The following is a 20,615-nucleotide window of genomic DNA, read 5'->3' on the forward strand; positions in this document are numbered from 1 at the left end:
TCCTTTCAGCATACAACGGAGGCTCACATGGCAAAATTCATCCGCGTGGACATGGGCTCGAAGTCCGTCAAGACCGAGGAATGCCCCGAGCAGTATGCCGGGCTGGCCGGGCGCGGCCTCACCTCCATCTTCGTGGCCAACGAAGTGAAGCCCACCTGCCACCCCTTGGGCAAAAACAACAAGCTCATCTTCGCCCCGGGCTTCCTCACCGGCACCAGCGCCGCCAACTCCGGGCGCATCTCCTGCGGCGCCAAGAGCCCCCTCACCGGCACCATCAAGGAGAGCAACGCTGGCGGCACCTTCTCCCAGCGCATGGCCAAGATGGACATCAAGGCCATCGTCTTCGAAGGCCTCCCCGCCGAGGACAAGTTCTATGTGGTCAAGGTGGCCATGGACTCCGTGACCATCGAAGACGCCCCCGCCGAGATCCTCGGCAAGGGCAACTACGAGGCCGTGAAATTCCTCCAGGCCAAATACGGCCCCAAAGTGGGCGTGGCCCTGGCCGGTCCCGCCGGTGAGATGCGCCTCTCCTCCGCGAACATCTCCTTCGCCGACCCCGACGGCAACCTGCGCAGCGCCGGACGCGGCGGCCTGGGCGCGGTGATGGGCTCCAAGAAGATCAAGGCCGTGGTCATCGACGACACCGGCGCGCCCGGCGTGACCATCGCCAACCCCGACGCCTTCAAGAGCGCGGCCAAGCGCTTCGCCAACGCCCTGACCACCCACCCGGTCACCGGCCAGGGCCTGCCCAAATACGGCACCAACATCCTGGTGAACATCCTCAACGAGGCGGGCGGCCTGCCCACCGAGAACTTCCGCCGCGGCCGCAACGAATGGGCCAACAACATCGGCGGCGAGACCATGGAAGCCACCATCTCCGCGCGCGGCGGCAAAACCACCCACGGCTGCCACAAGGGCTGCATCATCCGCTGCTCGCAGCACTACGTGGACGAGAAGGGCGAATACATCACCAGCGGCTTCGAATACGAGACCATCTGGGCCCTGGGCGCGGACGCCGCCATCGACAACCTGGACGGCATCGCCCTCATCGACCGCGAATACGACGAGGTGGGCGTGGACTCCATCGAGACCTCCGTGGCCCTGGCCGTGGCCATGGACGCGGGCGTGATCCCCTGGGGCGACGCCAAGGCATCCCTCGACCTCGTGAAGCAGATCCGCCAGGGCACGCCCCTGGGCCGCATCCTGGGCTGCGGCGCGGCCGCCGTGGGCCAGATGTACGGCATCACCCGCGTGCCCGTGGTGAAAAACCAGGCCATCCCCGCCTACGACCCCCGCGCCGTCAAGGGCGTCGGCCTCACCTACGCCACCACCCCCATGGGCGCGGACCACACCGCAGGCTACGCCGTGGCCGCCAACATCCTCAAGGTGGGCGGCTACGTGGATCCCCTGGGCAAGGAAGGCCAGGTGGAGCTCTCGCGCAACCTCCAGATCGCCACGGCCGCCGTGGACAGCACCGGCATGTGCCTGTTCATCGCCTTCGCCATCCTAGACATCGCGGACGGCTTCAACGCCCTGGTGGACATGATCAACGCCCGCTACAACCTCTCCCTCACCGGCGACGACGTCACCGCCCTGGGCAAGACCATCCTCAAGGCCGAACGCGACTTCAACCGCCGCGCGGGCTTCACCAACGCCCACGACCGCCTGCCCGAGTTCTTCGAGGAGCCCTGCCCGCCCCACAACGTGGTCTGGGACTTCACCGACGAGGAAATCGACGAAGTGTTCAACTTCTAGCCCAATCCCGCCGGAACCAGAGGCGGACGGCCCCCGGGCCGTCCGCCCTCCGGCGCTTCCTGTCCGACAGCCCCAGAGCGGCGTCACCTGAGTCGGCGTCCCATGGCCAACGTTTCCTGGCGACGTCGTCGGCCCGAAATCCCCGGTCCGGTTGACTCCCTGACCGGTCCCCCGTAGGTTTGGAACATGCAGATCACCGTGAAGTGCTTCGCCACGCTGGCCCCCTTCCAGCCCGCCGACGCCGAACACGTCCCGCTCCAACCCGGCGAGACGGCCAAGGACGTGATCGCGCGGCTGGGCATCGAGCCGGACCAGGTGGCCGTGCTCTTCGTCAACGGCGCGCACGCCGCCCTGGACAAGCCCCTGGCCGACGGGGACCGCGTGAGCCTGTTCCCCGCCGTGGGCGGGGGCTGAGCCGCGCCCCCGGCGCACGTCGCGAACAATCCTGGATCAATGGAGGATTCGTCCGTGCCAGCGACCATCGAAATCCGCGCCTTCATGGGCCTCTCCGAACTCTTCCGGGAGCGCGGCTGGACGAGCCCCATGAGCCTCGACGTGCCCCCGGAAACCACCGGCGAAGAACTGCTCGCCCGCCTGGACGTGACCCGCGACCAGGTGGAGGTGGTGTTCGTCAACGGCAAGGCCAGCGCCCCGGAGCATGCCGTGGTGCGCCCCGGCGACCGGGTCGCCCTGGCTCCGCCCGGCGTGCCCGGCCCCTACCGCGTGCTCTTGGGCTTCCGGAACATGGGATGAACCGGCCGCCCGGCCCTCCCCTCGCCAAGGGCATCCCCTCGGCCTCCGGCTGCCCCCTGGCCCCCGACGTCCCCCCGGGCGAACGCCGCGCCGAAACCGACCCGGACGCTCCATGACATCCCCCTTCGAGGAACTGGCCCGGGACTCCCTGCTCCCCGACGACACGCCCGTACGCGTGCTGCCCCACCGCGCCTGCCGCAGCGCGGCGCATCTGGCGGGCCTCTCCCTGCGTCAGGCCGAGATCGAGGCCCTGCGCGCGGGCATCGTGCCCGAGCGCTACCTGCGCAATTTCAAGACGCTGGATTGCGAAGCCCAGGCGAAGCTCCTGGAGTCGAAGGTGGCCCTGGCGGGCCTGGGAGGCCTTGGCGGCCCCGTACTGGAGGGCCTGTGCCGCCTGGGATTCGGCCGCATCGACGCGGCCGACCCCGACCTCTTCGAGCCCACCAACCTCAACCGCCAGCTCCTGGCCACGGAGGCCACCCTGGGCGCGTCCAAAGTCGGCGCGGCCGTGGCACGCGCGCGGGAAATCAATCCCGCCGTGGAACTGCGCGCCCGGCAGGTGCGCCTCGCGCCCGAAGACTTCGCCAGGTTCTTCCAGGGCGCGGACGTGGCCATCGACGCCCTGGGCGGCATGGCCTGCCGCCCTGCGGCGGAACGCGGCGCGGCCCGGGCGGGAGTGCCGCTCGTCACGGGAAGTGTGGCGGGGTCCACGGCCACGGCCGCCACGGTGCTGCCGGGCTGGACAGGCCCCGCAGGCCTGATGTGCCCGTCTGGCACGTCTTCCGGCCCCGGCGCGGAGGACGTGCTGGGCTGCCTGGCCCCGGCCATCCAGGTGGCAGCGGGGCTCATGCTGGCCGAAGCGGTGCGCCTCGCCCTGGGCAGGCCGCCCCGCCTGGGCGGCCCCACGGGCCGCATGGCCGTGCTGGACCTGGACGACCTGAGCCTGGAACGCTTCGCCCTGCCCGGCCCCCCGGGCCACGAATAATCAGCCCGCCCTTCTTTTCCCGGAAAAACCTGCCCTGCTGGCACACGCCCTGCTGATATCCCTGCGGGGAGCGCCGAACACGACGCCTCCCGACGGGATACGGCCACTGCGCCGGAAAGCCATTACCTGAAGTTTCGAGGTGTTGGATATGAAGGACATTTCCGTGCCCGCGAGGCATTCGGACATCGGCCGGGTCGTTGCAGGGGAAAAAATTGCCTGGGACCGCTTTGTGGAAGATTTTTCCGGGCTGCTCTACGGCGTTGTGCTGCGTACGTTACGCCTGCGTTCCCCCTCTGCTTCGGCCGACGACGCGAAAGACGTCATGCAAGAGGTGTTCCTGCGTTTGATCAAAGATGATTTCCGGCTGCTGCGGTCCTACAGGGAGGAGCGGGCCTCGCTCTCCACGTGGCTCACGGTGGTGGGGCGCTCCGTGGCCCTGGACTGGCTGCGCCGCCCCGAGGCGCGCCGCGCCACCGTGGAACTGGACGAGGAACTGGCCGCGCCCGAGGACCGGCCCTTCGGAGGACGCCTGGAACTGCCGCCCGGGGTGCTGACGGAACGCCAGGCGCACGTGCTCACCCTGCTCTTCGACCAGGACCTGGACGTGGACGAGGTGGCTCAGGCCCTCAGCGTGCAGGCCCAGACCGTGCGCAGCCTGAAGCACCAGGCCCTGGAGCGGCTGCGCGGCCACTACGGCGCGCGACCCGACCTGGCCTGAACGGTCGGCCTGGGCGGACACCGCGCGCTTTGCCGGGGCGTCCCGCGCCCCTGCGGTCCTGGCCCGCGAACCTGTCACCCGGCCGGATCGGTCGTTTCAAAGGCTGACTCGCACCTTTTCCGGTGAACCGCAAAACCTGCCCGGACAGATGACGCGCGCTTCACAGGAGCGCCGAGCGACCTGGCCGAGGCCAGGCCTCCCCCAAGGTCCCGTCCATTCCATACCTTCCGTTTGCATTGAAAAACAATGTTTCCGGAGGGTTCTTTCGCCTCTAAAGGAAGCGGCCGTATCTTCCGATGAGTGCATGTCCCCGGAATCCTTGACCCGCCGTAGCCTGCGGGCTATCGGACGGGGACGACGACGCTTGAGCGGGAGGCGAGGTTACACACCATGTCCAACAATCGCGACATGCGGGGGGCTTCCTCCGGAAACTCCGCCGGGGAATGCCCGGACGCACTGACCGTGGCGGCGTACCTGGACGGCAGACTGGAGGGCGCGGAGCTTGCGGCCGTGGAGCGCCACCTGGCGGCCTGCCGCAAGTGCGCGACGGACGTGCTTGAACTGCGCGAGCTTCTGGACAACGTGGCCGGCGACGAACCCGGGCGCGAGGAGCACGTGCGGGAGGCCGCCGACAAGGCCAAGAAGCTCGTGCGCGGCTGATCTAAGTCCGACGGTTTCCCCCCTGACAGCGATCCGGCGGCCCCCCCTTGCGAGGCGTCGCCGCCGACCGATCGGAAGACGATCGGCGGCGACGCCTCGTGAGGGGGCACCGCCGGACCGCTGGCCTGACACGGCAGCTGGTGATACCCGCGAAGCAACTGCCGGGGTCCGGGGGGAGGCTCTCCCCCCGGCGGATGCAGGGCGGAGCCCTGGCGTGAGCAGGGCAGCGCCCTGCCTCCCCCTATTCCAGCTGCGCCAGTTGTGACTCCAGCGAGCTTTGCAGCTGGTCGTACTGTCCGAGCAGCGTGTCCAGTCGCGAATACTGGTCGCGCAGACGCGTTTCCATGCGGGCGATGCGCAGGGTTTCGTTGTCAATCTTGGTCTGGATGTTGTCCGAGATGGTGCTGTAGTTGTCTTCCAGGATGGCCAGAGGCCCCGTGGTGGAGTTGGTCAGGTCGGCCAGCTGGTCCACCATTTCCCCTGCCTTGCCCAGTCGCAGGTTCACGGTGTGTTTGTAGACGCCGTCGTTCATGTTGCCCACGGTGAGCACCATGCCTGCGGCGTCGGTTCCGTACTGGCCGGTGATGGTGGAGCTGTTGGAGGTGATGTTTGCGGCCCGGCCGTCGATGCTGGCGGCCACGATCTGGCCGCCCTGCACGGTGTAGGTGACGTCGTAGGTTCCGGCCTTGGTGATGCCGTCCACGTAAGAGGTGTAGTTGATGTCCGCTGAGTCGGTGTCCCCCACGTACTGGGCGGCGAAGAGCTTGCCCACGGCGTAGGCGTTGGAGGTGAGCATGCTCTCCAGCAGGTCGGAGTCCAGCACGAGCATGCCGAAGGTTTCCGAGCCTTCCACGGTGTCGGTGGTCACGCCCACGGAGCCCAGGGAGATGATGGAATCGCGGTCCGCGCTGAAGCCCAGCCCGGCGGCCGCCGTGATGTTGTCGAGCATGGTCTCGATCATCTGCAGGCCGTAGTTGCCGGTGAGAATGGAGCCGGTTTCGGTGGTGGAGTCGTATTCGGTGAGTTCCTGGAGCAGTTCCTTGACGGTGTTCACCTGGTCCACGAAGTCCTGGACGTTCTCCACCACGGCGTCCACGTCGGTTTCCACGGTGATGGTCCCGGACCCCGTGCCCTTGAGGCTCAGGGTTATGCCGTCGATGACGTCGGTGACGGTGTTGGAGTCTCTGCTGATGTAGGCGTTGGAGAGGGGCCAGCCGTTGATCTTGAATTTGGCGTCCTGGTTCTCCTGGGTGGTATTGAAGGCGCTCGCGTCGAAGCCGCTCAGGGTGGTGTTGGAGCTGATGGCGAGGTCGTAGGCTTCGCCGGTGTCCAGGCCCTTGAGCTGAAGATAGTAGTTGGAGCCGTCGTAGATGGTGGAGGCGCGCACGCCGGTGTTGGCGGAGTCCGCGTTGATGATGTTCACCAGGTCGCGCAGGCTGGCCCCGGCGGGCACGGCGTTGGAGATGGTCTCTCCGTTGTAGGTGTAGACGAAGCTGGTGGTGCTTCCCGTTGAGTTCACGGTGGAAGTGAGCGCCGAAAAGCCCGACGCGGTGACCATCACCTTGTTCTGGGCCAGTTGGGAGACCGAGTAGGTGTAGGTTCCGGTGTCGGCCGCGCCGGAGGCGGTGGCCGTGAGGACATCGGTGTCGGAAGCCGTGGCCGACTTCTGGAGGAACTCGTTGACGCTGTCCATGTCCTGCAGCGAGGTGCGTAGGGAGAGCATGGCGGTGTTGAGTTCCTGCATGGCCGTCTTCTTGTTCTCCCAGGTGGTTTGCCATGTCTGGTAGGTGGTGACGCGGGCCTGCTCCACGGCCACGAGCTGGGAGATGAGGGAATCGAAGTCCGTGCCGCTGCCCAGGCCGGTGAAGTAGATTCCGCCGGAGGTGCTAAGCCCCGAAGTGACGTCGCCGATGGCCATGGTGCGTCTCCTTAGATGTAGTCGAGCAGGCTCATGCCGATGATCTTGGACGAGGACGACAGCACCGAGGAGTAGGCGTACTGGTATTTCGCCAGCTCCAGCATGAGCGTGGAGAGGTCGGCGTCCTCCACGGCGGAGAGGCGCGTTTCGGCGTTGTCGCGCAGGATGTCCACGGTGTTCTGGGCGTATTCGAGGCGGTTCTCGCGCGCTCCCACGTCGGCGGCGCAGGTCTCCAGGTGGGCCTGGGAGGCCTCCAGGTCCTCGAGGCACTGGCCGATGCCGTCGGAGTTGTTGTTCTCCAGGTAGCCGATGAGCTTGCCGATGGTCTCGAAAAGGTTCTTCTCCGGGTCCGAGGCGAAGACGGGCGAGGCGTTGGAGGCCCCGTCCGCCTGGTAGAGCCCGCCGAAGACGTCCTTGCCCACGTTGTTGATGACCACGGAACCCGCGGGGGAGATCTCCACGCTGATGGAGGCCGTGTTGGGCACGATGGTGAACTGGTCGCCCGAGGCCAGGGTGTTGCCCGCGCCCGAGGCGATGTCCAGGAAGCCGCCGGGCACGGGGAGCCTGGCCCCGGAGGCGGTCTGCCCATCCACCCAGCTCAAACCGCCGTCCAGGCTGTAGGAATAGCTGTAGGGGCCGGGGATGGAGGCGTTGGAGTCGATGCGCACGGTCACGTTGGCCGAGAAGACGCCGTCGGCCGAGGCCGAGACCTGGCCGCTGCCATAGGTGCGCACGGCGGCCCCGTCCTGATCGTCTCCCAGGTAGACGGCGGAGGGCCGCACGAAAAGCGAGGTTCCTTCCGAACCGTCTTCGGCGGTGGCGGTGAGGCTCGCGCCCGAGGCCAGGCGCACGGTGACGCCGCCCAGGTTCAGCGTGTCGGACCCCGCGGCCAGGGTACCCGTGGTCCAGGTGTCTCCGCCGTCGGAAGAGTAGCGGTAGGCGATGTCCGAAGCCCCGCCCACCGTGCCGCTGCCGGTGAACTGCACGGCGATGGAATGGTCGCTGGCTCCGGCCACTTCCAGCACGGCGGCGTCGGTGAGGGTGTCGTCCTGCACGGTGGCGAAGAGGGTTTCCCGGAAGGCGGCGCTCCCTGTCTTCTGGCCCGCGAAGAGGCTCTGCCCGGTGACGGAGGCGTTGGCCACGGTGATCATCTGCTCGAAAAGCTCGCGCACCTGCATGGCCACCTGCTCGCGGTTCTCGGCGGTCATGGTTTCGGTGGCGGCCTGCTCGGCCAGCCCCTTGATGCTGGTCATGAGCGTGCTGGCCTCCAGGAGCGTGGAGTCGGCCTGGGCCAGCCACGTTTCGGCCACGCCGATGTTGGCGGAATACTGGTCCATCCTGGCCATGATGGCGTCGAGGCTCCTGGCCTCCGCATATCCCGCTGGATCGTCCGACGGACGGTTGATGCGCTTCTGCGTCGCGTTCTGCTCGTTGGCCTCCGCAAGGCGTGAGAGCGACGTGTTCATGTAGCGCATCGAGTTGTTGTAGATCATGTTGGTGGAGATGCGCATGGCGTCCTCCTACTTGAGCGCGAGCACGGTCTCGAACATGGTTCCGGCGGTCTCGATGAGCTTGGCCGCCGCCTGGTAGTACTGCTGGTACTGCATGACGCGGGTGAGCTCCTCGTCGAGGTTCACGCCGGATGTGGATTCCCACTGGGTGTCCAGATCCTCCAGGAGCGTGGCGGCGTAGGTGGCCTGGTTGGAGGCCGCCGAGGCGTCGGAGCCCGTTTTGGCGGCCAGGGCGGTCATGAAGCCCTGGATGGTGTCAGAAGAGATTCCTCCCGCCAGCCGGAAGTCCAGGGTGGCGTCGGCCAGGGCCGATAGGGCCAGGGCGGTGGTGTTGTCCCCGGAGTTGACCTCCCCCGCGCCGTTGACGTGGGCCGTGCACAGCCGCGACGGGTCCGAGGACACGGCGTCGGACACGGCGATGGAGCCCGCGTCCGTGCCGGACCAGAAGGTGTTGACGCCAAGCCCCGCCAGGAGCCCGGAGGAGTCTTCCGCGAACTGGAACTCCACGCCGTCCGCCGCCGCGATCTGGAGCCGTCCGTCCTGGATGGAGGCGGTGAGCTGGCCCGGATAGGTGGCGTTGAGGGCGTCGCGCACGTCCTCCAGGGAGTGCACGGAGGGATCGAAGGAGGACGTGCCCGGGGTGACGGAACTGAAGTCCAGGGCCGTGACCGAGAGGTTCTCGCCGGTGTCGGCGTCGTAGAGCGCGATGGAAAGGTTGCCGGACTCCAGGTAGTCCGCCCAGTGCAGGCCGCTCTGGTCCAGGGGGACCGAGGCGTTCTCCACGGCGTAGTCGCCCAGGACGGTGGAGAGGTTCGTAAGCCCAGCACCCTGGCTGTGGGCGCGGTTGGTGTTCCAGACGAGGCTTTCCGTGAAGGCGTCCAGGCTGTCCTGGTAGGAGCCCAGGTACTCGTCGCGCAGGGTGAAGAGCGCCGCCAGGGAGCCGCCGCTCAGGCGGTTGGCCGCGTCGTTGCCCGCCAGGGGCGTCACGTTCACCTCTCCGCCCGTGGCCGTCACCCAGGAGACGCCTGTCTTGGGCATCACGTCCCACTTGTCCCCGGCGGCGATGCTGGTGGCGGGGGCGGCGTCCTCGTCGGCCTGGGTCCCGAACCAGAGGGACACGCCGTCCACCACGGCCTTGTGGTCCGAGTCCCCTGCCGTGAAGGTGGCCGTGGCCCCGGATTCGTCCGTGACCCAGGTCTTGCCGCCGTCCAGGGAGACCTTGAACGTGGCCGCCGTGGCCCCGCCGGAGCAGTCGCCGCCGGTGACGAATTCGATGGTCAGTTCGTTGGAGGAGGCGCCCTCGAAGTAGAGCTTGCCGTCAAAGGCCGACCCGGCAGTGAGCGCCGCCGTGCTCGTGGGGCTTTGCAGCCGGAAGGAGTAGGCGGCCGTGCCGTCCACCAGGGTCTGGCCCTCGGCGGTGGTCACGCGCACCTGGCCGTCGTCCTGGGTGGTCACCTTGATGTCCACGTAGCCCGCCAGATCGCGCAGGAGCTGGTCGCGCTGGTCCAGCAGGCCGCTGGCCTCGTCGCTGGAGGCGATGGCCTTGTTGTAGTCCGCCAGTTGGCCCAGGATGGAGTTGACGCTCTTCACCTGGCTGCCGATGGCGTCCTCGGTGGAGGAGGCCATGGCGGCGAGGCTTTCGTCCATGTCGGCCAGGGTGGCGGCCAGGGACTGGGCGGTGGAGATGGCCTCGGTGCGCGTGGCGGAGTCCGAAGGGTTGGAGGCCAGGCTGGAGAGCGTGTCCCAGTAGGTGTCCAGGAGCGTGGAGATGCCGGTGTCGGAGGAATCGTTGAAGAGCGACTGCACCTGGGAGAGGTTGTTCGAGAGGGTTTCGGCGTAGGAGCTTGCGGAGGTCTGGTCCAGGCGGCGGCGCTCCAGGAAGGAGTCCAGGGCGCGCACGATGCCCTGGATGGAGGCCCCGATGCCCAGGCGCGAGGTGGAGACCGTGTCCTCGGTGAAGTTCACCACGCGGCGCACGTAGCCCTCGGTGGAGGCGTTGGCGATGTTGCCGCCGTGGACGTTCAGGGCCACCTGGAAGTTGGACAGGGCCGACTGGCCGATGCTCAGCAGGGAATCCGACATGGCTTTGCTCCTCGTCCGCCCGCGCGCCTAGCGCTTGAGCTGGATGACTTCCTGAAGCATGGAGTCCACGGTGCTGATCACCTTGGAGTTGGCCTGGAAACCTCGCTGGTAGCTGATCATGTTCACCATCTCGGTGGCCGTATCCACGTTGGACTGTTCGAGCTTGCCCGAGGCGATGGAGCCCAGCCCCGCGCTCCCGGCGGTTCCCACGCGGGGTTCGCCGGAATCCAGGGTTTTGCTGTAGAGGTTGCTGCCCTCGCGCTTGAGCCCCTGGAGGTTGGTGAAGTCGGCCAGGGCCACCACGAAGAGATTCTTGGTCTGATTGTTGGAGTAGGTTCCGGTGACCACGCCCTCGGAGTCGATGGCGATGCTTTGGAGGAATCCCGAGGCGTAGCCGTCCTGATCCTCGTCGTTGATGCTGAAGGAACTGGACCAGCTGGTGGTGGTGGTGTCGTCGGCTTCGGCGCTGTCCAGCACGGGCAGGTTGTCGAAATCCGTGCCCACCAGGGAGGCGTTGGCCACGCCGCCGCTCCATCCGCCGCCCGTGGCGGTGCTGTGGATCCCCAGGTCCAGCTTGATGGGCGAAGCGCTGGTCGAGGTGGCGGTGCTGGCGTTGGAGGCGGAGGTGAAGTTGGCGGTGAAGAGGGGGTAGCCGTCCTCGGAGAAAGAGGCCTGGGTCCAGTTGGAGAGGTCCTTCATGTCGCCGCTGGCCCCGCTGGAGAGGGTGAAGGCGCTCATGCTGGAGACGGTCCCCGAGGAATCGAAGGTGATGGTGCCCGTCATGAGGATGCCCGCGGCGGAGGTGGCCCCCACGGAGGTTCCGTTGATGGTGCGGCCGTCTTCCGTGGGGTCGCAGGCCACCACGTATTCCCAGACGTTCTTGCCCGAGGAGTTGCTGGCCTTGTCGTAGTAGACGGTGACGTCGTGGGCCGTGCCGGCCTCGTCGTAGACTTTGATGGTGGCCTGGTAGGAATAGCTCAGGTCCGAGAGGGCGGTGTCGGCCTGGCCATTCCAGGACTTGAAGAGGGCGAAGAAGGGGTCGGTGGAGTCGGTGGTCTTCTCGGTGGCGGAGCTGTTGAGGTTGGTGACCATGCGCAGCTTGGTGGTGGATTGGGGGGCCAGCTGGAAGCTGGTGAGGCGGATGTCGCCCAGGGCCCCGATGTTGGAGACCTTGCCCGCGGCGGTGTCCGTGTAGGCCTTCCAGCCCTGGCAGACGTAGCCGTTGGGGTCCACGAGGTAGCCGCTCTTGTCGAAGGAGAAGTTGCCCGCGCGGGTGTAGTAGGTGGAGCCGGTGGTGGGGTTGTTCACCAGGAAGAAGCCGTTGCCGCTGATGGCCATGTCCGTGGAGGAGCTGGAATCGAGGAACGCGCCCTGGGAGAAGTCTCCGTAGATGCTGGCGATTCCCGCGCCGAGGCCCACTTGGCCGAAGGTATTTCCGGCGGTGACGTTGGAATAGAAGAAATCCTCGAACTGGATGCTGGAGCGCTTGAAGCCCATGGTGCTCGTGTTGGCCAGGTTGTTGCCCACCACGGACATGGCCTGGCTGTGGATGCCCAGCCCAGAGACCCCCGTGTACATCGCTGACATCAGTGACATGGCGTTTCTCCTGTTTCGGGGGTGCGGTTCAGGCGTCGGTGTCCACGACGCTGGTCACGTTGGCCAGGGCCACTTCGCGGCCGTCCTTGAGGGAGAGCATCACCGTGCCGCTGGAAACGGAAACGCCGCTCACCAGCCCGGAGATCACGGTGGAGGCCACCACGTCGTTGCCGTCGGCGTCGGTCCCGGCGATGGCCAGGGTGTAGGTGCCGTCGTCCACTGTCTCGCCGTCGTCGTCCTTGCCGTCCCACTGGAAGTCGTGGTCGCCGGAGGTCTGGTCCCCGATGGTCACGGTGCGCACCACGGAGCCGTCCTCGTCGTAGATGTAGGCTTTGAGCCCGGTGGCGTCGGAATCCAGGGTGTAGGTGGCCGAGGAGGCCGTGCCGTCTTCCACCGAAAGCGTGGAGCCCTGGGCCATTACGGTCTTGCCGATGTAGGAGACCGCCCCGGTGGCCGTCTGGACGTTCACGGCCGCCAGGGTGGAGGTGAGGGTCTCGTTCATGTTGGTCATCTGTTCCAGGATGGAGAACTGGGTGAGCTGGCCGATCATCTCGGCGGGGTCGGTGGAGTTGAAGGGGTCCTGGTTCTCCAGCTGGGCCACGAGGATGGCCAGGAAGTCGTCCTTGCCCATGGATGAGGAGGCGGTGGACGACGTGGAGGATGTCTTGATGCTGTTCAGGTACGAGGTGGTGTCGACGTACATGGTCTAGCTCCCGATGGTTCGATCAGTGGAGAAGGGCCGGGGACGGCAGGCGCTGTCCGTCGGGGAAGCGGGGCGGCGTGGCCCCGGCCTGCGGAATCAGCGCTTTTGCGGCGCGCAGGCTGGCGCGGCCGGGGTCCAGGGGTTCCAGGGCAAGGAGGAACGCCAGCTCCTCCAGGGCCTTGCGGCACCTGGCGCAGGCCCTCAGGTGCAGGCCCAGGCGCGCCCCCTCGGCGGGAGTGAGCGCTCCGTCCAGGCAGGCGGCCATGACGCCGGGTCCGGGGCAGTTCACGACGCGGCTCCGGTCCGGCGGGCGTCCATGGCCAGGCGCAGGGAGAGCCATTCGGCGTGGAACGCCTCCATGGCCTGCCACTGGAGCGTGCGCACCTCGTCCTGGGAGACGCCCAGCATTCCGGCGGCCTGGGCCAGGGTGCAGCCCTCGCCGTAGAGCAGGCGCAACACGCACTTCTGGGAGGGGGTCAGGCGCTCGTCCAGGCAGCGCAGGTGGTCCTCCGCTCCTGAGATGTCCACGTTCATGGCCAGAAACAGATCGGCAACCGTGGAGCGCCAGTAGTGTGCGTTGCGCACGTAGTTCATGGTCACCTCGCGGGTGAGCACCACGATGCATGTCTGCACGGAGGAGCGTTCCATGCCGTCGTAGAAAGTCGGCTTCGAGACCTCCTTGCGCAGCCTCTCAACCATCATCTTCCTGACACGCTCCTCGTCTATTGCCGTATAGCCCTTGACGTTCCGCGCAAGACACATTCTGATGACCTTGTTCACCATGGTCCACGAATCATTCGCAGACGATCCTTTAACCATGAATACTGTTTCCAGTAGTTCGATGCCTTGCCTGTCCACGGTGTTTCGCATGGCTATCCCCCAATGTTCTCGAATCCTGCGTGCTCCGAACGAGGTGATTGACCGACAATGCGTTCATTGTCCCTCGCCAGGAGATACGAAGCTGAAAGCGCAAACATCCACGAGGGGGGTAAAGTTTTTCGAGGAAGTGTCGAAGGCCGGGCCAGGACTGGACTTTTTCCCTCCACCCCGGCCTCTCCCAGGGCGGCCGTACCCAACGCCGCGCGACCGGGCGCGAATGCGCCGGGCGCAGCCGGCCCAGCCCCCCATCAAAGGGTCGAACCGCTTGACGTTCCGGGAGAAATTCACGGGGAAATGATTCGTGCCGCGAAGCGGTTTTTCCTTGCCGGGGGTCGGGCGCTCGCATAGGAAAACTTCAGGGTCGTCAAACGTCAGCCCTCGGAGGACCGCATGCCCCCGGCGCTTCGTCTCCTCGCTCCCCTGGCGCTCCTGGCCTTCCTCGCCCTGCCCGCCCTGGCCCAGAGCCCCCAGGCCAAGGCCCAGCGCGACGCCCAGGACCTCACGCCCTTCACCCCGCCCGAGGCCTTCCTCACCGGCGCGTTCCTGGCCGACGAGATGCAGCCGGCCTACCTCTTCGCTTCGGTGCGCGAGTTCGCCCAGTCGCTCAAATGCCCCACGGCCTGGCTCATCGAGAAGAGCGAGAAGGAACGCATCGCCCGCCCCGCCGCCCCCGAGGCCCCGGCCGAGTACAGCCTCTGGCTGGAGGCCGACTGCCCGGACGGCGTGGCCTACTTCGTTTTCACCGACCAGAGCGCCATGACCCCCGCCCAGTGGATCGCCTGGCGCAAGCGCTTCCACGGCTCCAAGGCCGAGGGCTCCTACGGCCAGACAAAGGGCCAGCTGGAAAAGGCCCAGGCCGACGGCATGCGCGTGGGCGGCGAGTTGCGCTTCATCGTCAAGGGGGGCGAACTCCTGGTGGGCAAAACCCCCGAGGCCGTGCTGGTGGGCGAGTTGGCCGTGAAGCCCGGCTACGACCTCCAGAAAGGCCAGAAGGCCGCTCCGTGATCCACGCCGGCCCCGGCAGTTCTTCCTCCCGGACGGTGTGAGCCGTGGCCCGCACCCGCGCCCGGTCCAACCCGGCCCGCACCCGCGCCGGGCTGGCCATCCTTGCGGCCCTGGCGCTCTTCGCCGCGTGGGTGGGGGTGCGCCAGGCCAGGTTCAATCCGGCCGTGGTCGCGGCGCTGGAGCATCCCTTCAAGCCGGGGCAGTCGGCCCGGAACGCCCAGACCGCCGCAGCCACGGCCCGCTACCTGGAGGACCTCCCCGGCTTCGCCGCCCTCTCGCCCTTGGAGGGCTACGACGCCCAGACCCTCTCGGACCGCATCGACGGCAAGGCCGAACTGTATCTCGCCTCCGGCTTCTCGGAGATGGCCTGCCGGGCCTTCGAGGCCGGGGACTCCGCGCGCTCCCGGGTGGAGGCCTTCGTCTACGCCATGGAGAGCCCCAAGGACGCCTTCGCCGTGTTCAGCGGCCAGCGCAGGCCCGGCGCGGACGCCCTCTCCCTGGCCGAGAACGCCTACGCCACGCCCAACGCCCTCTTTTTCGCCTCGGGCAACCACTACGTGGAGTTGGTGGCCGAGAGCGACTCCCCGGAGCTGCGCCCGGCCTTGGAGGCCATGGCTCAGACGCTGCTGGCTGCTTTGCCCGCAGCGGAGCCCGCCGGGGCCTCCGAAGCGGCCCTCTTCCCCGACGAGGGCCTGCGCGCCGGGACCGTCCGCCTGGCCGTCTCCGACGCGCTGGGCATGGAGGGTCTGCAAAACGTCTACACCGCCGAGTACGCCCTGCCCTCTGGCGAGGCCTCGGCTTTCCTGGCCGTGCGCGCCACGCCCGAGGAGGCCCGGGCCCAGGCCCAGGCCTATCTTGCATTTCTCCAGGCCGCCGGGTTCGCCCCGGCCGCCACGCCCCCCGGGCTGGGAGACGCCCGGGTGATGGCTTTCGACTCCATGGTCCAGGTGGTGATGGCGCGCGGGCGCGTCCTGGCGGGCGTGCACGACGCCACCGGGTCCGCCCCGGCCCTGGAGCTGGCCGCCCTGCTGGACCGCGCCCTCACCGGGCCGGGCTCACACGGCCCGGGCCCCGAGGGAAAGACCCCGTGAACACCGTGCGGGAGCATCCATGAAGGAATCCGACGACATCCCCCTGGGACGGGGCCTGAAGCGCCGCGATTTCCTGCGCCGCGCGGCCAGGGCCTCGGCCCTTGCCGCCGGGGCCTGCGGCCTGGGTCTGGCCCTGTACGATCCCCACGGCCCGCCGGCCCAGCCCGAGGTGACAGCCCTTCCCGGCCTGGGCGACTTCTCCCGCAAGGACCCGGCCTCCGGCGCGCCCCGCATGGCCGTGGTGCGCGGAACCGACCGGGCGGCCATGTTCGAGGCCGGGGTGCGCGCCCTGGGCGGCATGGAAGCCTTCGTCCGTCCGGGAGACTCCGTGCTCGTGAAGGTGAACGCGGCCTTTGCCTCCCCGGCGACCCTGGGTGCCACCACCCATCCCGAACTGCTGGCCGCCGTGATACGGGCCTGCAAGGGGGCCGGAGCCTCCCGCTTGGCGGTCACCGACAATCCCATCAACAACCCGGAGAGCTGCTTCGAGATCACCGGCCTCGCGGGCGCGGCCAGGCAGCAGGGCGCGACCCTGGTGATTCCGCGCGCCCGGCTCTTCGCCCCGGCCACCCTGCCCGGGGGACGGCTCATCCGGGACTGGCCCGTGCTGGCCGGGGCCTTCACCGGCGTGAACAAGGTCATCGCCCTGGCCCCCGTGAAAGACCACGCCCGCGCCGGGGCCTCCATGCTCCTCAAGAACGCCTACGGGCTGCTGGGCGGGCGGCGCAACGTCTTCCACCAGGACATCAACGGCATCATCGCGGAACTGGCCCTGCTGGTGCGCCCCACGCTCTCGGTGCTGGACGGGGTGGTCTCCATGATGGCCAACGGCCCCACGGGCGGCTCCCTCTCGGATCTCAAGGCCACGGGCACGCTCGTGGTCAGCACCGACCCCGTGGCCGCCGACGCCTTCGGCGTGGAACTTCTGGGGCGCACCCTGGACGACGTGCCCTACATCCGCATGGCCCAGGCTGCGGGAGCGGGCACGGCCGACTACCGGTCGCTCGATCCCGTGCGCCTGGACTCGGGGGCCTAGGCCATGCGCATGGTGATCGTGCGCCGCATCTGCCAGGGTTTCTTCCTGGCCTTGTTCCTCTGGTTCTGCGTGGCCGCCACCGTTGGCGCGCAGTGGTGGCAGCTGCGCGGCTGGCCCATCGACTGGTTCCTGGCCGCGGACCCGCTCACGGCCCTGACCACGATCCTCTCCACGGGACGCCTCGCGCCGGGGCTCTACTGGGCCGTGGCCACGGTGGTGCTCACGGCGTTCCTGGGGCGCTTCTTCTGCGGCTTCGTCTGCCCCATGGGCACGCTCAACCAGATCACCGGATGGGCCGGAGGCCAGGGACGCACCCGGCAGGAGCGCGTGGCCGCCAACGCCCGCCACCGGCTTCAGGGCTTCAAGCACGTCGCGCTGGTCTTCTTCCTGGCCTGCGCGGCCCTGGGCAGCGTGCAGGCGGGGCTTCTGGACCCGCTCCCCCTGCTCCACCGCTCCATGAACCTGGCCGTGCTCCCCCTGGCCGACGCCCGCACCCTGGCGCTCTCCGACGAGCCCCGGCTCTACGATTCGGCCTGGCTCCTGGGAGGCGTGCTCCTGGCCATCCTCGGCCTCAATCTGCTCAGGCCGCGCTTCTTCTGCCGCTTCCTCTGCCCCCTGGGGGCGCTCTTCGCCCTCCTTTCCCGCTTCACGCCCTGGCGCATCGCCAAGCGCGAGGCCGGAAAATGCGGCGACTGCCGCCTCTGCGAGGAGCGTTGCGAGGGCGCGTGCGGCCCCTCTGGCGAGATCGTGCACGGCGAGTGCGTGCTCTGCCTCAACTGCCTGGAGGCCTGCCCCAGCGGGCGCATGGGCTTCGCGCCCGAACCCTCGGCCTCGGGCGAGCGCCACCTGCCCGCCATCTCCCGCCGGGGCGTGCTCACAGCGGCCGCCGCCGGGGCCGTGGCCGCGCCCCTGTGGGGCGTGGGCGCGCTGGCCGGTCCCGCGCGCGACGCCTCGCTGCTGCGCCCGCCCGGCGCCCTGGATGAGGAGCGCTTCCTGGCCCGCTGCATCCGCTGCGGCCAGTGCATGCGGGTGTGCCCCTCCAACATCGTGCAGCCCGCCCTGCTCCAAGCGGGCGTACAGGGCCTGTGGACCCCCGCCCTGAACTTCCGCATGGGCCGCAGCGGCTGCCAGCCCAACTGCATCGCCTGCGGCAACGCCTGCCCCACCGCCGCCGTGCGCCCCCTGACCCTGGACGAAAAGCACGGGACCGGCGACTTCGCGGACAAAGGCCCCGTGCGTCTGGGCACGGCTTTCGTGGACCGCACCCGCTGCCTGCCCTGGGCCATGGACCGCCCCTGCATCGTCTGCCAGGAGGTCTGCCCCGTAAGCCCCAAGGCCATCCACACGCGCGTCGTCTTCGAGCCGGTGCGCGACGGCCGCCTTCCTGCGGCGCGCCTGGCGGGCGATGTCCTGGACCTGTCCGCCGCACCGCCCCAGGGGCTCAACCTGGCCGGAGGCGATCACGCCGTGCGCCCGGCCGCGCGCCCCGAAGCACAGCCCCGACGCATCCTGGGCCAATCCGGCGGCAGGCTCACGCTTGAGAAGCCCGGCCGGGGCCCGGGAGCGTGGCAGGAGCTGGCCCCGGGCGAGCGCGTGGAGATCGTGGTGCGCCTGCAACGCCCCCATGTGGACCCCTCGCGCTGCATCGGCTGCGGCATGTGCGAGCACGACTGCCCTGTCTCGGGCCTACGGGCCATCCGCGTCACCAGCGAGAACGAGTCGCGCTCGCGCGCGGGAAAGATGACCGTGTAAGACCTTTGCCTTTGCATTCCTTCCCAGGATGGAGCATGGAATAACCGACGAACGCGGGCGGAAACACCGCACGCCCGCGCCTCAGGCGAGGAGGAACGCGCCATGGACGAAAAGAATCACGACACCGGCCTTTCCAGACGCAACTTCCTGAAGACCGCCGGAGCAGCCGGTCTGGCCGCCGGGCTCATGCCCGCCGGAGTCTCTGCCCAGAGCGCCGCGCCGCAGGCAGGGACCATGCCCCGGCGCAAGCTGGGCAAGACCGGGGTGGAAGTGCCCGTGCTGGGCCTGGGCGGCATGTTCGACACCGTGAACAACCAGCTCCTGCTCAAGCAGGCCCACGCCTGGGGCGTCACCTACTGGGACACCGCCGAGGGCTACGGCGGCGGACTCTCCGAGGAGGGCATGGGCCGCTACTTCAGCCGCAACCCCGGCGCGCGCAAGGACATCTTTCTGGTCTCCAAGTTCTCCCACAAAGGCAGCGGCCAGGACAACACCGCCCGCCTGGAGGCCGGCCTCAAGCGCCTCCAGACCGACTACCTGGACCTCTTTTTCGTCCACGCCATTTCCTCGATTGACGACATGACGCCCTTCAAGGACTGGGCGAAGGCCATGAAAGCCGCCGGAAAGATGAAGTATTTCGGCTTCAGCACGCACACCAACATGGAGGACTGCCTGCTGGGCGCGGCCAAGCTGGACTGGATCGACGCCGCCATGATCACCTACAACTACCGGCTCATGCACACGCCCAAGATGCGCGAGGCCATGGACTCCTGCGCCAAGGCGGGCATCGGCCTGGTGGCCATGAAGACCCAGGGCGGCGGCCCGGTGAAGACCGACTCCGAGGCCGAACTCAAACTGGCCGGTCGCTTCCTGGAAAAGGGCTTCACCGACAAGCAGGCCCGGCTCAAGGCCGTGTGGGAGGAGCCGCTCATCGCCTCCATCTGCTCCCAGATGCCCAGTCTGACCATCCTTTCTGCCAACGTGGCCTGCGCGCGCGACCGCGCGTCCCTGGCCCGCGAGGACGTGGACGTCTTCACCAAGCTCGCCCACGCCACCAAGGACAACTACTGCGCGGGCTGCGGCGCCATCTGCCAGGGGGCCGTGGACGGCCTGGTGCCCGTGAACGACGTGATGCGCTGCCTGATGTACTACCGCGACTACGGCGACCGCGACCTGGCACGCGAGGTGTTCGCCTCCCTTCCCGAGGAGACCCGGGCGCGCCTGCTGGACGTTGACTACTCCACGGCCGAACGGGCCTGCCCCCAGGGCCTGGCCATCGCCCAGCTCATGCGCGAGGCCAGCAGCCTGCTGGCCTAGGGCCTTCTCCCGCCGGAAAGCGCGAGGCCCCGCGTCCTGCCGGACGCGGGGCCTCTGCTTGATGACAACCCCCGAAACGGGGTTTGCGGGAACCGCTTGCGGGCGGCAAAGCCGTTCTGCTCCAGGCTGCGCTCCGCGCAGGGCTGCTGAAATTGCCGCGAAGCCGACTGTTGCAGCAGCCTCACGCCCTGCGCCAATGCAGACGAGACCGCGCGTATCGGGCGCGGACACGGCGTGCGACGTGCCGATGCCCCGGGCCGCCCTGCGCATGGACGCGCGAAAGCCCGCTCCCGCCGCGCGCCTGCCCCGCTCCTCGCCGGGAAACGGCGGGCGGCTCGCCCGCCCCCTCCCGCGTCAGGGCATGTTCAGGTTTTCCAGGAACATGGTGGAGCTGGCGATCTTGCCTTTGTCGTCGAGCGTGAACACCTCGATGGTTTCGCGCTCGAAAATGCCCTGGTAGTGCACGGCGAAGCCGTTCACACCCGGGTAGACGTCGTGGACCTTGAAGTGCAGGTGGGGGATGTTGCGCAGCACGTCGGCCCAGTAAGGGCGGATGGTCTCCCTGCCCCGCAGCACGCCGTCGGGCTTGCCCACCAGCAGGAGGATCAGGGGGTTGGTGAACACCACGTCCTCGGCGTAGTGGGACATGATGGCGGCCAGGTCGTGGCGGTTCCAGGCGTCCACGAGGCTCTGCGCGAACTGGCGCACGGTGTTCTTGTCGAGCATGCCGGTCCTCCGGGCTGCGGGGATTGGCCCCGCCAAAGGACGGCGGGCCTTCGCCACCCTTGTGCACCCGAAAGACTGTTCCGGTCCAGCGCAAAGCGCGACGGTGCGGCCGGTTGGCCGTCGCGGGG

General features: G+C 68.3%; 19 protein-coding genes. 11 read left to right on the forward strand and 8 right to left on the reverse strand.

Features of this window, described 5'->3' with window-relative positions; genetic code table 11:
- The first annotated feature begins 27 nt into the window (after nt 1-27).
- The 6 genes from NNJEOMEG_RS11010 to NNJEOMEG_RS11035 all read left to right on the forward strand — a co-directional run bounded on the left by NNJEOMEG_RS11010 (nt 28) and on the right by NNJEOMEG_RS11035 (nt 4,871).
- The gene (locus tag NNJEOMEG_RS11010; protein ID WP_173084355.1) at nt 28-1,755 is read left to right on the forward strand and encodes an aldehyde ferredoxin oxidoreductase family protein; all 1,728 of its coding nucleotides are present in this window, start codon (nt 28-30) and stop codon (nt 1,753-1,755) included.
- Nucleotides 1,756-1,941: 186 nt separating this feature from the next.
- Complete coding sequence (locus NNJEOMEG_RS11015) at nt 1,942-2,169, forward strand: MoaD/ThiS family protein (protein WP_173084357.1); 228 nt, start codon at nt 1,942-1,944, stop codon at nt 2,167-2,169.
- A gap of 54 nt (nt 2,170-2,223) precedes the next feature.
- Nucleotides 2,224-2,508: a MoaD/ThiS family protein gene (locus NNJEOMEG_RS11020; protein ID WP_173084359.1), complete on the forward strand. Its 285-nt coding sequence runs from the start codon at nt 2,224-2,226 to the stop codon at nt 2,506-2,508.
- Between the two features lie 112 nt (nt 2,509-2,620).
- Nucleotides 2,621-3,493 carry a ThiF family adenylyltransferase gene (locus tag NNJEOMEG_RS11025; protein ID WP_173084361.1) on the forward strand — a complete coding sequence of 291 codons (873 nt, stop codon included), beginning with the start codon at nt 2,621-2,623 and terminating at the stop codon, nt 3,491-3,493.
- 148 nt (nt 3,494-3,641) lie between these two features.
- Nucleotides 3,642-4,211, forward strand: coding sequence for an RNA polymerase sigma factor (locus NNJEOMEG_RS11030; RefSeq protein ID WP_173084363.1), 570 nt, complete (start codon nt 3,642-3,644; stop codon nt 4,209-4,211).
- A 390-nt stretch (nt 4,212-4,601) separates the two neighbouring features.
- Nucleotides 4,602-4,871 (forward strand): anti-sigma factor family protein, encoded by a 270-nt coding sequence (locus NNJEOMEG_RS11035; protein WP_173084365.1) that lies wholly within the window; start codon nt 4,602-4,604, stop codon nt 4,869-4,871.
- 241 nt (nt 4,872-5,112) lie between these two features.
- Here the strand turns inward: NNJEOMEG_RS11035 and fliD are convergent, their stop codons facing one another.
- The 7 genes from fliD to NNJEOMEG_RS11070 are packed head-to-tail and all read right to left on the reverse strand — an operon-like array spanning nt 5,113 to nt 13,383.
- Nucleotides 5,113-6,789 (reverse strand): flagellar filament capping protein FliD, encoded by a 1,677-nt coding sequence (gene fliD, locus NNJEOMEG_RS11040; RefSeq protein ID WP_173084367.1) that lies wholly within the window; start codon nt 6,787-6,789, stop codon nt 5,113-5,115.
- A gap of 11 nt (nt 6,790-6,800) precedes the next feature.
- Nucleotides 6,801-8,300, reverse strand: a complete 1,500-nt coding sequence (flgL, locus tag NNJEOMEG_RS11045; protein WP_173084369.1) for a flagellar hook-associated protein FlgL — start codon at nt 8,298-8,300, stop codon at nt 6,801-6,803.
- Between the two features lie 9 nt (nt 8,301-8,309).
- Nucleotides 8,310-10,382: a flagellar hook-associated protein FlgK gene (gene flgK / locus NNJEOMEG_RS11050; protein WP_173084371.1), complete on the reverse strand. Its 2,073-nt coding sequence runs from the start codon at nt 10,380-10,382 to the stop codon at nt 8,310-8,312.
- Nucleotides 10,383-10,409: 27 nt separating this feature from the next.
- Nucleotides 10,410-11,978 carry a flagellar hook protein FlgE gene (locus NNJEOMEG_RS11055; protein ID WP_173084373.1) on the reverse strand — a complete coding sequence of 523 codons (1,569 nt, stop codon included), beginning with the start codon at nt 11,976-11,978 and terminating at the stop codon, nt 10,410-10,412.
- 28 nt (nt 11,979-12,006) lie between these two features.
- On the reverse strand, nt 12,007-12,681 hold the full coding sequence (locus NNJEOMEG_RS11060) for a flagellar hook assembly protein FlgD (RefSeq protein WP_173084375.1): 675 nt from the start codon (nt 12,679-12,681) through the stop codon (nt 12,007-12,009).
- A gap of 22 nt (nt 12,682-12,703) precedes the next feature.
- The gene (locus NNJEOMEG_RS11065; protein ID WP_173084376.1) at nt 12,704-12,970 is read right to left on the reverse strand and encodes a zf-HC2 domain-containing protein; all 267 of its coding nucleotides are present in this window, start codon (nt 12,968-12,970) and stop codon (nt 12,704-12,706) included.
- Nucleotides 12,967-13,383 (reverse strand): sigma factor-like helix-turn-helix DNA-binding protein, encoded by a 417-nt coding sequence (locus NNJEOMEG_RS11070; RefSeq protein WP_173084378.1) that lies wholly within the window; start codon nt 13,381-13,383, stop codon nt 12,967-12,969. Before NNJEOMEG_RS11070 ends, NNJEOMEG_RS11065 begins: the two co-directional genes overlap by 4 nt.
- A gap of 567 nt (nt 13,384-13,950) precedes the next feature.
- On the opposite strand from NNJEOMEG_RS11070, the gene NNJEOMEG_RS11075 reads away from it, so the two are divergent.
- The 5 genes from NNJEOMEG_RS11075 (at nt 13,951) to NNJEOMEG_RS11095 (ending at nt 19,761) form a co-directional block, all read left to right on the forward strand.
- A complete protein-coding gene (locus tag NNJEOMEG_RS11075; protein ID WP_173084380.1) occupies nt 13,951-14,565 on the forward strand; it encodes a hypothetical protein in 615 nt (204 codons plus the stop codon).
- A 44-nt stretch (nt 14,566-14,609) separates the two neighbouring features.
- Complete coding sequence (locus NNJEOMEG_RS11080; RefSeq protein WP_173084382.1) at nt 14,610-15,656, forward strand: DUF6599 family protein; 1,047 nt, start codon at nt 14,610-14,612, stop codon at nt 15,654-15,656.
- 19 nt (nt 15,657-15,675) lie between these two features.
- Nucleotides 15,676-16,692: a DUF362 domain-containing protein gene (locus NNJEOMEG_RS11085; RefSeq protein ID WP_173084384.1), complete on the forward strand. Its 1,017-nt coding sequence runs from the start codon at nt 15,676-15,678 to the stop codon at nt 16,690-16,692.
- Between the two features lie 3 nt (nt 16,693-16,695).
- Nucleotides 16,696-18,444 (forward strand): 4Fe-4S binding protein, encoded by a 1,749-nt coding sequence (locus NNJEOMEG_RS11090; protein ID WP_173084386.1) that lies wholly within the window; start codon nt 16,696-16,698, stop codon nt 18,442-18,444.
- 102 nt (nt 18,445-18,546) lie between these two features.
- A complete protein-coding gene (locus NNJEOMEG_RS11095) occupies nt 18,547-19,761 on the forward strand; it encodes an aldo/keto reductase (protein ID WP_173084388.1) in 1,215 nt (404 codons plus the stop codon).
- Nucleotides 19,762-20,115: 354 nt separating this feature from the next.
- On the opposite strand, the gene NNJEOMEG_RS11100 is transcribed toward NNJEOMEG_RS11095, so the two are convergent.
- On the reverse strand, nt 20,116-20,487 hold the full coding sequence (locus tag NNJEOMEG_RS11100) for a nuclear transport factor 2 family protein (RefSeq protein ID WP_173084390.1): 372 nt from the start codon (nt 20,485-20,487) through the stop codon (nt 20,116-20,118).
- Between the last annotated feature and the right edge of the window lie 128 nt (nt 20,488-20,615).

Source organism: Fundidesulfovibrio magnetotacticus, from assembly GCF_013019105.1.
GTDB classification, from domain to species: domain Bacteria; phylum Desulfobacterota; class Desulfovibrionia; order Desulfovibrionales; family Desulfovibrionaceae; genus Fundidesulfovibrio; species Fundidesulfovibrio magnetotacticus.